Annotated in this window: 10 protein-coding genes; 7 read left to right on the top strand and 3 right to left on the bottom strand. The window is 70.1% G+C overall.

Features of this window, described 5'->3' with window-relative positions:
* The coding region (locus ABFX54_RS54710; RefSeq protein ID WP_346115264.1) for a GNAT family N-acetyltransferase at positions 1–661 on the bottom strand (661 nt) is incomplete at its 3' end.
* Between the two features lie 228 nt (positions 662–889).
* Between ABFX54_RS54710 and ABFX54_RS54705 the strand changes: the two genes are divergently transcribed.
* Both ABFX54_RS54705 and ABFX54_RS54700 read left to right on the top strand, forming a co-directional pair.
* Entirely contained in the window at positions 890–1558 is a 669-nt protein-coding gene (locus tag ABFX54_RS54705) for a response regulator transcription factor (protein ID WP_043620820.1), read from the top strand.
* On the top strand, positions 1559–2836 hold the full coding sequence (locus ABFX54_RS54700) for an ATP-binding protein (protein WP_346115263.1): 1278 nt from the start codon (positions 1559–1561) through the stop codon (positions 2834–2836).
* A gap of 10 nt (positions 2837–2846) precedes the next feature.
* Here ABFX54_RS54700 and ABFX54_RS54695 read toward each other — a convergent pair whose 3' ends face one another.
* On the bottom strand, positions 2847–3329 hold the full coding sequence (locus ABFX54_RS54695; RefSeq protein ID WP_346115262.1) for a GtrA family protein: 483 nt from the start codon (positions 3327–3329) through the stop codon (positions 2847–2849).
* 482 nt (positions 3330–3811) lie between these two features.
* Here ABFX54_RS54695 and ABFX54_RS54690 point away from each other — a divergent pair, with 482 nt between their 5' ends.
* From ABFX54_RS54690 to ABFX54_RS54680, 3 genes are all read left to right on the top strand, one after another.
* On the top strand, positions 3812–4960 hold the full coding sequence (locus ABFX54_RS54690; RefSeq protein WP_346115261.1) for a 5-(carboxyamino)imidazole ribonucleotide synthase: 1149 nt from the start codon (positions 3812–3814) through the stop codon (positions 4958–4960).
* Between the two features lie 85 nt (positions 4961–5045).
* Positions 5046–5522: a 5-(carboxyamino)imidazole ribonucleotide mutase gene (purE, locus tag ABFX54_RS54685; protein WP_346115265.1), complete on the top strand. Its 477-nt coding sequence runs from the start codon at positions 5046–5048 to the stop codon at positions 5520–5522.
* Between the two features lie 147 nt (positions 5523–5669).
* On the top strand, positions 5670–6557 hold the full coding sequence (locus ABFX54_RS54680) for a GNAT family N-acetyltransferase (protein ID WP_346115260.1): 888 nt from the start codon (positions 5670–5672) through the stop codon (positions 6555–6557).
* Positions 6558–6577: 20 nt separating this feature from the next.
* Here ABFX54_RS54680 and ABFX54_RS54675 read toward each other — a convergent pair whose 3' ends face one another.
* Positions 6578–7891 (bottom strand): UDP-glucose dehydrogenase family protein, encoded by a 1314-nt coding sequence (locus tag ABFX54_RS54675; protein WP_346115259.1) that lies wholly within the window; start codon positions 7889–7891, stop codon positions 6578–6580.
* A 132-nt stretch (positions 7892–8023) separates the two neighbouring features.
* On the opposite strand from ABFX54_RS54675, the gene ABFX54_RS54670 reads away from it, so the two are divergent.
* Both ABFX54_RS54670 and ABFX54_RS54665 read left to right on the top strand, forming a co-directional pair.
* A complete protein-coding gene (locus ABFX54_RS54670) occupies positions 8024–9187 on the top strand; it encodes an acyl-CoA dehydrogenase family protein (RefSeq protein ID WP_346115258.1) in 1164 nt (387 codons plus the stop codon).
* Between the two features lie 142 nt (positions 9188–9329).
* Positions 9330–9476, top strand: coding sequence for a DUF4240 domain-containing protein (locus tag ABFX54_RS54665; RefSeq protein WP_346115257.1), 147 nt, complete (start codon positions 9330–9332; stop codon positions 9474–9476).
* Positions 9477–9529: the final 53 nt, after the last annotated feature.

Here is a 9529-nt window from a genome sequence, read left to right as displayed (position 1 = left end):
GGAGAAAGCCGGGCGCGGGGGCGACCGGGCGGGAGGCGACCGGCCGGGCCCGCCACTGCGGCAGCAGCCCGTTCGCCAGCGCGTCCGCCACCGCCGCCGAGGCCACCGCGCGGGCCAGCCCGCGCCCCCGGTGCGTGCCCGCCGTCAGGACGCAGACGTGTGCCGCCGTCTCCGCCCACAGCTCGTACGCCGACGCCGCCACGACCCGCGACCTGTCGCGGACCACGTACACCGGCGACCCGGCATCCTCCAGCCCCGACTCCGCCGCGTCCGCCTCGGGGACCGACGCCAGCAGCACCTTCACGTCGCCGTGCCCGGCCGGCAGACGCTCCACCGCTGCCCCGGCCGGCCGGAAGTCCGTCTCGTCCAGGTAGGCGAGCTCCGCGGGGCCGAGCACCTCGCCCACCGCCAGCCGGGAGAGCCCGTCCCCCTCGCCGAGCAGGGCGAGCAGCCGCGCGTGCACGCCGTCCACCAGCTCCGGGCGCGGCACCACGGCCAGGATCGCCCCGCCGAGCTCGACCAGCCCGCTCCAGCCCGGCGGGCACAACGCCGGCTCGCCCGAGACCACCACGCCGACGTCACCGGGCCGGGGGAAGCCGGCAGGCGCGCCGGCGAGGCGGGACCACATTTCACGCGCGCGATCGGCGGCGGGCAACGACATTTCCCCATGATCGCACCATGCCGTGACGACGACTCGCCGAGGGGGTGGATTGAGGCAATTCATCGGTGGGCATGATCACCCGATGAATTCACCCCCCGAAGCAGCGGTGCTTTAATCACGACCTACCGTATTTTAGCTACGTTTGCCCAGGTCAATGGATAGGTCAACGACGAGTCAAACCGCGCGCTGCGCCCGGGAAACGATCGCCTAAGGTCCTACGATCGCTTTATGACCTGCGTACTTCTCGCCGAGGATGACACCTCGATATCCGAGCCACTCGCGCGTGCGCTGCGCCGTGAGGGCTATCAGGTTGAGGTGAGTCCCGACGGCCCGCAGGCCCTGGAAAGGGCGCTGTCGGGCGGGATCGACCTCATCGTTCTCGACCTTGGCCTGCCAGAGATGGACGGGCTTGAGGTCGCGCGCCGGATCCGCGCCGAAGGGCACGGCACCCCGGTGCTCATACTCACGGCCCGCGTCGACGAGGTGGACACCGTCGTCGGCCTCGACGCCGGCGCCGACGACTACGTGACCAAACCGTTCCGGCTGGCCGAACTGCTCGCCCGGGTACGGGCGCTGCTGCGCCGCGGCACGTCCGAGACCCCGGTCGTGCAGGGAGTACGCATCGACGCGGACTCCCGGCGCGCCTGGATGGGGGAGAAGGAGCTGCACCTGACCACCAAGGAGTTCGACCTGCTCCGCGTCCTCGTCCGCGACGCGGGCAAGGTCGTCACCCGCGAGCAGATCATGCGCGAGGTGTGGGACACCAACTGGTGGGGTTCCACCAAGACCCTCGACATGCACATCTCCTGGCTACGCCGCAAGCTCGGCGACGACGCGGCCAAGCCGCGCTACATCACGACCGTCCGGGGGGTCGGCTTCCGGTTCGAGCGCGAGTAGATGCGCCGCCGACTGCTCTCCTCCACCCTGGTCGTCGCGGTCATCGCGGTCCTGCTGCTGGGGGTCCCCCTGGGCGTCGTCGTCAGCCGCCTGATCGTCGATGAGGCGGCTCAGGAGCTCGGGGCGGAAGCCAAGCGTCTCGTGGGAGAGGTGGAGTACGCCCGCGTCCAGGAGACACCGCTCGATCCCCAGCAACTGGAGCAGAAGTACCCGGGCAGATTCATCCAGATCTGGGAACGCGGAACCCCCCTGAGGGTGACCGTCGTCGGCGACCCCCCGCCGTCCGGTCACCTGATGACCGAGGACGCCCAGACCAACACCGGGGTCTACGTACGGATCAGCCGCGACCAGGACCAGGTCGAGCAGGACGTACGGGCCAGGCTGCTGCTCATCGTGGCCCTGGCCGTCGCCGCCCTGGCGGTGGCCGTGAGCCTGGCGGTCGTGCAGTCGCGCCGGCTGACCCTGCCCCTCCAGGACCTGGCGAAGATCGCCGACCGGCTGGGCTCGGGGGACGCGCGGCCGAGCAAACACCGCTACGGCATCCCCGAACTGGACCGGGTGGCTCAGGTGCTCGACCGCAGCGCCACCCGCATCTCCGACCTGCTCACCCGCGAGAGGGAGTTCGCCACCGACGCCTCCCACCAGCTCCGTACCCCCTTGACCGGGCTCACCATGCGCCTGGAGGAGATCGTCGCCGCCTCCGACGAGCCGGAGGTCGTCCGCGAGGAGGGCGAGGCGGCGATCGTCCAGGCCGAGCGGCTGACCGCCGTGATCGACGAGCTGCTGGCCGCCGCCCGCCGCCAGCGCCACGCCCAGGCCGAACCTGTCGCCATCGACGAGGTGCTCGACCAGCAGATCACCGAGTGGGCGCCGGTCTTCCGCGACGCGGGCCGCGGGTTGCACCTCGACGGCGCCCGCGACCTGAAGGCGATGGCCACCACGGGCGGCTTCGGCCAGGTCGTCGCCTCGCTGCTGGAGAACTCCCTGCGGCACGGCGGCGGCGACGTCACCGTGACCAGCAGTTGCGGCGACAACTACGTGGTGATCGAGGTGGCGGACCAGGGGCCCGGCATCTCCGACGAGATCGCCCCGAAGATCTTCGAGCGCAACGTGAGTGGTGGGGGAGGCACCGGGCTGGGGCTCACGCTGGCCCGCGCGCTGGCCGCCGCCGACGGTGGCCGGCTGGAGCTCGTACGCCGCCGCCCGGCGACATTCGCCATCTTCCTGCGACCGGCGGAGGACGACAACAGGAACCGGGTGGTCAGCGGCCCGGCGTGAGAGGGCGGGGTCAGCGCTCCTGCTTGACGCCGCCCTCGGGCAGCTCGACCGGGATCGGCTCGGTGGCCTCCAGGAACACCCACTTCTTGTACGACCAGTAGCGGAAGAGGGTGCCGAGGCCTACGCCGACGATGTTGGCGATGTTGAAGCTGAGGGTGTCGTGCAGGCCGAGCGTGTAGGTGGTGAAGCCGATCGTCAGCATGCCGAACAGCAGCGCGATGCCGTTCAGCAGGAAGAACAGGAAGTATTCGCGGCCCAGCCCGCTCTGCTCGCGGTGCCGGAAGGTCCAGAATCGGTTGCCCAGGTAGGCGAAGGTGGTGGAGATCGTCGTCGCCACGACCTTCGAGGTCAGGGGGCCGAGGTCGAGCACGCTGTTGCACAGGTTGAGCAGGCTCAGGTCGATGACGAACGCCACCGCCCCGATGCTGCCGAACTTGGCCAGCTCGTGCACGAGGGCCGAGAACCGCTGGTAGAGCCGTCTGGCGAAATCCACGTCTCTGCTCGGTCCCTTCCCTCGTCGTGCCTGTTCGCCCCAGCGTACCGGCCGGGGTGTCGGGCGAGTGTCAGACCGCCGAACATACCGCGCAAAGAACATCTAGCGAAATATCGCCTTATGAGGGGCATAACGGCGGAAGGGGGAATACGCTGCGGTGCAGTTCGAGGGCACGCGAACGCTGGACGGCCGTACCTGTGACGCGGCCTGACGGCTGTGCCTGCACGGCGGCTGGGCGGCCGTGCCTGCGAGACGAGCCGAAACGGCTGCGCTCTGTAAGGCGACCCGGAACGGTCGTGCTCTGTGAGGCGACCCGGAACGGTCGTGCTCTGTGAGGCGATCCGGAACGGTCGTGCTCTGTGAGGCGATCCGGAACGGCGGCGTCTGTGCGGCAACCCGGAACGGTCGCCCAGCCCCGGCCCGTCGCGGATTGCTCCGGGCGGGTCGGGGAAAGCCCATCCGTCCAGGTAAGCTCACCTGGCGTGAGTTCATACAGCCCCATCGGGCCGGTCGTCGGCATCATCGGCGCGGGCCAGCTGGCCAGAATGTCGCAGCCACCGGCCATCGCGCTCGGCGTCGAGCTGCGGGTGCTGGCCAACAATCCTGAGGAGAGCGCGGCCAGGGTCGTCGTCGACACGCGCATCGGAGACTACCGTGATCTTGGTGATCTGCGCGAGTTCGCCAGGGGCTGCGATGTGATCACCTTCGACCACGAGCACGTGCCCAACGAGCACATCAAGGCCCTGACCGCCAACGGCTACGTCGTGCACCCGGGCGCGGACGCGCTCGTGCACGCCCAGGACAAGACGGTCATGCGCGAGCGGCTGACCGCGATCGGCGCGCCCTGCCCCGCCTGGGCGCGGGTGGGCTCCGTGGACGACGTCACGGCCTTCGCCGGCGAGCACGGCTGGCCCGTGGTGCTCAAGGCGGTGCGCGGCGGCTACGACGGGCGCGGCGTGTGGGTGTGCCGGTCCCCCGCCGACGTCGTGGAGGCGTTCGCGTCCGGGATCGAGCTCATGGCCGAGGCTTTCGTACCGTTCGAGCGGGAGCTGGCGGTGCTGGTGGCCCGCTCGCCCCACGGGCAGGGCGTGAGCTACCCGGTCGTCGAGACCGTGCAGCAGGACGGCATCTGCGTCGAGGTCATCGCGCCCGCTCCCGGCCTCGACCAGGAGCAGTCGGCCCAGGCCCAGCGCACCGCCCTGACCATCGCCGACCAGCTCGGGGTGACCGGGCTGCTGGCGGTCGAGATGTTCCAGACCTCCGGCGGGCTGGTGGTCAACGAGCTGGCCATGCGCCCCCACAACAGCGGCCACTGGACCATCGAGGGCTCGACGACGTCGCAGTTCGAGCAGCACCTGCGGGCCGTGCTCGACCTGCCGCTCGGCACGCCCAAGATGACCGCCCAGTACGTCGTCATGGCCAACCTGCTCGGCGGCGACGACCCTGACGTGTTCAAGCGCTACGAGCACGTGCTGGCCCACGATCCGGGCATCAAGCTGCACTTCTACGGCAAGGAGGTGCGTCCTGGCCGCAAGATCGGCCACGTGACCGCCCTCGGCTCCAACCTGGACGAAGTACGCGCCCGGGCCCGCCACGCCGCCGTGCACCTGATGACGGGTGAGTACGTGTGAGCGGGCACGTCACCGGGTTGGCGGCAGGACACGGTGCCGCGAGGGTCGCGGGGCCGGCGAAGGAGGCATCGTGATCGGCATCGTCATGGGCAGCGACTCCGACTGGCCGGTGATGAAGGCGGCGGCCGAGGCGGTGGCCGAGTTCGGGGTGCCGTTCGAGGCCGACGTGGTGTCCGCCCACCGCATGCCCGTCGAGATGATCGACTACGGCCGGCAGGCCGCGTCCCGGGGGGTCAAGGTCATCATCGCGGGCGCGGGCGGGGCCGCCCACCTGCCCGGCATGCTGGCCTCGGTCACGCCGCTGCCGGTCATCGGAGTGCCGGTGCCGCTGAAATACCTGGACGGAATGGATTCTTTGCTGTCGATCGTCCAGATGCCGGCCGGGGTGCCGGTCGCCACCGTGGCCGTCGGCGGGGCCCGTAACGCCGGGCTGCTCGCCGTACGCATCCTGGCGGCCTCCGACGAGGGGCTGCGGGCGCGGATGGAGGAGTTCCAGGAGCGGCTGAAGGAGCAGGCGTACGCGAAGGGCGAGAAGCTGCGCGCGGAGGCCGCCGGCCTCTGAGCTCGGCACTGTCGGGACATGGCACTCGGCGCTGAGCCCGGCACCACCCGGATGCGGCACTCGGCGCTGAACCCTCGTCCGAGGAGGCGGAGCGCCCGGTGCCGGACCCCCTTTATCCATGGGCTCCGAGGCGGTTAGGGTGCCGGGATGGACGACCTGATCAAGGGCCATGCGGCTCGCGTACGCGCCGTGGACCCGCTCGTCGCCGGCCAGGACGAGCTCCACGGCAAGGGCGAATGGCTCGAAGTACGCGACGCCGTCGGGCTCGCCTCGACCGACCGGCTCGACCCCGACAGCATGCAGGCCACCTGGTCCCCTCTGGTCGTCCACCGTCTCCAGGCCCGCGTCGCGGGCCCCGACCCCGAGGCCGCGCTCGGAGCCGTGCTCGACCGCTGGCTCGCCCGCTGCCGCCCCGCGGGCCCCGGGCAGGCGCTGAGCGTGTCATGGCCGAGCCGCGACACCGCCCCCGTCAAGGCGCTGGCAATGCGCGGCTTCATGCCCGTCGCCGCCGCGGCGGCCCGCCGCATCCTGCCGCACACGCCTGCCGCTCCCGTCCCCGGTGTCACCGTACGCCGGGCGAACCAGGGTGACCTGGACGTCGTGACCGGCATGTACCGGCGGCTGGTCGACTACGACGCCCAGTTCGGCTGGGTCACGGCACGGGCGTCCACCACGGAGCGGCTGCGGGAGTCGGTGGCCAAGGAGGTGCTGCCGCTGGAGTGGTGCTGGCTCGCCGAGGTACGCGGCCGGGCGGCGGGCTGTGTCATCGTCCAGCCGCCCACCAGGACCCGCTGGATCTCGTCGTCCGTGAACGCCGCGCCGGTGGCGTACCTGGGCACCATGTACGTCGAACCGGCGGCCCGCGGCCGGGGCGTGGGCGTGGCGCTCACCGACGCGGCCCACGACCATGCGGCGGCCGAGGGCGTGACGTCCATGGTGCTGCACCACGCGCTGCCGAACCCGCTCTCGACGCCGTTCTGGGCCCGTCGCGGCTATCGGCCCCTCTTCACCCAGTGGATCCGGCACCTGGCGTAGCCACGGAAGCCGGATGGGGGTCAGGGACGGCCGAGGGCGCGATAGTGCCAGCCCGCCGACCGCCACATCTCGGAGTTGAGCGCGTTGCGCCCGTCCACGATGCGCCGGGTCGCGACCACGGCTCCCAGCTCCACCGGATCGAGCTGCACGAACTCCTGCCACTCCGTCAGCAGCAACACCACATGCGCCCCGCGCACCGCCTCCACGGCCGATTCGCCGTAGTTGAGCTCGGGATGCGCCTTACGAGCGTTGTCGAGGGCGATCGGGTCGTACACGGTGACCTGTCCGCCCTGATGCCCGATCGTCACGGCGACGTCGAGGGCGGGCGAGTCGCGGATGTCGTCGGAGTTCGGCTTGAACGCCGCGCCCAGAACGCCGACCGTGCACCCGTGGAAGGAGCCGCCGGCCAGCTCTCTGGCCAGGTCGACCATGCGGGCCCGGCGCCGCATGTTGATGGCGTCCACCTCGCGCAGGAACGTCAGCGCCTGGTCCGCGCCCAGCTCGCCGGCGCGGGCCATGAAGGCCCTGATGTCCTTGGGCAGGCAGCCGCCGCCGAAGCCGAGGCCGGCGTTGAGGTAGCGGCCGCCGATGCGGTCGTCGTACGACAGCGCCTCGGACAGCAGCTCGACGTCGGCGTGCGCGGCCTCGCAGACCTCGGCCATGGCGTTGATGAAAGAGATCTTGGTGGCCAGGAACGCGTTGGCGGCCGTCTTGACCAGCTCGGCCGTGGCGAAGTCGGTCACCACGACCGGCACCTCGCCCAGCGGCTCGTAGATCTCGCGCAACATCTTCTCGGCCCGCTCGCTGCGTACGCCGAGGACGATGCGGTCGGGGTGGAGCGTGTCCTGGACGGCGAAGCCCTCGCGCAGAAACTCGGGGTTCCAGGCCAGCTCGGCGTGCCCGCCCGCCGGGGCGAGCCGGGTCAGCTTGTCGGCCATCCGCTCGGCCGTGCCCACGGGGACGGTGGACTTGCCGACCACCAGGCACTCGCGATCGAGGAACGGGGCCAGGGACTCGATGGCGTTGTCCATGTATGTGACGTCTGCGGCATACTCGCCGCGTTTCTGCGGTGTGCCCACGCAGACGAAGTGCACGTCGCCGAAGGCGGCGACCTCCTCGTAGGAGGTGGTGAAGCGGAGCCGGCCCGATTCGAGGCCACGGCGAAGGACGGTTTCGAGGCCCGGTTCGTGAATGGGAAGCTCGCCCGCGTTCAGACGGCGGATCTTGTCGGCGTCGATATCGAGGCCCAGGACGTCGAATCCGAGATCAGCCATGCACGCCGCATGTGTGATGCCCAGGTATCCGGTCCCGATCACCGTGAGGCGATATGGCACGAGGAGGCTCCTTTCGATCGCGCAGGCATGCTACCGGCTACCGGCCCTCGCTATCTGCTACGTGCCACCTGCAAATCCCCGCAAACCGTACCCGCTGGTAACAAGATGCTCGGACGTCCTAGTATTTGCAGCATGAGCTTCCCTCTCTATGCGCCCGCCGAAGAGCACGACATGCTCAGGGAGACCGTACGGGCCCTGGCCGACGAGAAGATCGCGCCGCACGCCGCCGAGATCGACGAGACCGAGGAGTTCTCCTGGGACGTCTACAAGGCGCTCGTGGCGGCGGACATGCACGCCGTACACGTGCCTGAGCAGTACGGGGGCGCCGGGGCGGACGCGCTGGCCACGGTCATCGTCATCGAGGAGGTGGCCCGCGCCTGCGCGTCGTCCTCCCTCATCCCCGCCGTGAACAAGCTCGGCACGGTCCCCCTCCTGCTCTCGGCGTCGGAGGAGCTCAAGTCCCGCTACCTCGCACCGGTGGCGCGCGGGGAGGCGATGTTCTCGTACGCGCTCTCGGAGCCGGAGGCCGGCTCGGACGCCGCCGCCATGAAGACGAGAGCGGTGGCCGACGGCGACCACTACGTCCTCAACGGCGTGAAGATGTGGATCACGAACGCTGGCGTCTCCGAGTACTACACGCTGATGGCGGTGACGGACCCGGAGGCCGGCGCGCGCGGCATCTCCGCGTTCGTGGTGGAGAAGTCCGACGAAGGCGTCTCCTTCGGCCCCAAGGAGAAGAAGCTCGGCATCAAGGGCTCACCCACCCGCCAGGTCATCCTCGACAACGTCCGCATCCCGGCCTCCCGCATGATCGGCGCCCCCGGCAGCGGCTTCAAGACCGCCCTCGCCACCCTCGACCACACCCGCATCACGATCGCCGCCCAGGCGCTCGGCATCGCCCAGGGGGCCCTCGACTTCGCGATCGGCTACGTCAAGGAACGCAAGCAGTTCGGCCGCCCGGTGGCCGACTTCCAGGGCCTCCAGTTCATGATCGCCGACATGTCGATGAAGCTCGAAGCGGCCCGCCAGCTCACGTACCACGCCGCCGCCAAGTCGGAACGCGCGATGCACGGAGAGCCCCAGAAGGACCTGACCTTCCTGTCGAGCGCGGCGAAGTGCGCCGCCTCGGACGCGGCCATGGAGATCACCACGGACGCGGTGCAACTGCTCGGCGGGTACGGCTACACGAAGGACTTCCCGGTGGAACGCATGATGCGCGACGCCAAGATCACCCAGATCTACGAGGGCACCAACCAGATCCAGCGACTGGTGATGGCCCGGCAGTTGCTCAAGTAGGCGGTTGACGTGCGGAAACCCGGTGAATGACCGTGTGTCGGCCGCCGGGTCCGCACGTTGTCTTAGTCCTTTGGAGAGTGCTGTTCCGTCGCTGTTCCGTGATCTAGGCAAGGATGTCCGACGAGTGTCATGATCACGGACTATGGACATCGACGGCTTCTGGGAACTGGTCGCGCGTTCCGCCGCTGAGACCTCTACCCGGTCGGCGCGACTGGAGTGGCCCAGGAGTCATCTCTCCGGCCTGCCCGCCGAGGAGATCGTGGACGGTCGCGTCCTCGGAGCGGTGTAAAGGCTCGACGAGGTAGGTGCCGTGGGTGGATCTTAGGCGGCTTCGGTGGCGGG

The organism is Nonomuraea maheshkhaliensis (assembly GCF_039529435.1).
Taxonomy (GTDB): domain Bacteria; phylum Actinomycetota; class Actinomycetes; order Streptosporangiales; family Streptosporangiaceae; genus Nonomuraea; species Nonomuraea maheshkhaliensis.
The sequence above is the reverse complement of the archived record's forward strand: the minus strand, read 5'-3'. Positions and strand labels throughout refer to the sequence as shown.

Excerpts from the sequence above, each read along its gene's own strand:
- ABFX54_RS54700 (WP_346115263.1), top strand. The coding sequence starts at position 1,559 with ATGCGCCGCCGACTGCTCTCCTCCACCCTGGTCGTCGCGGTCATCGCG.
- ABFX54_RS54680 (WP_346115260.1), top strand. The coding sequence starts at position 5,670 with ATGGACGACCTGATCAAGGGCCATGCGGCTCGCGTACGCGCCGTGGAC.
- ABFX54_RS54665 (WP_346115257.1), top strand. The coding sequence starts at position 9,330 with ATGGACATCGACGGCTTCTGGGAACTGGTCGCGCGTTCCGCCGCTGAG.
- purE (WP_346115265.1), top strand. The coding sequence starts at position 5,046 with ATGGGCAGCGACTCCGACTGGCCGGTGATGAAGGCGGCGGCCGAGGCG.
- ABFX54_RS54670 (WP_346115258.1), top strand. The coding sequence starts at position 8,024 with ATGAGCTTCCCTCTCTATGCGCCCGCCGAAGAGCACGACATGCTCAGG.
- ABFX54_RS54705 (WP_043620820.1), top strand. The coding sequence starts at position 890 with ATGACCTGCGTACTTCTCGCCGAGGATGACACCTCGATATCCGAGCCA.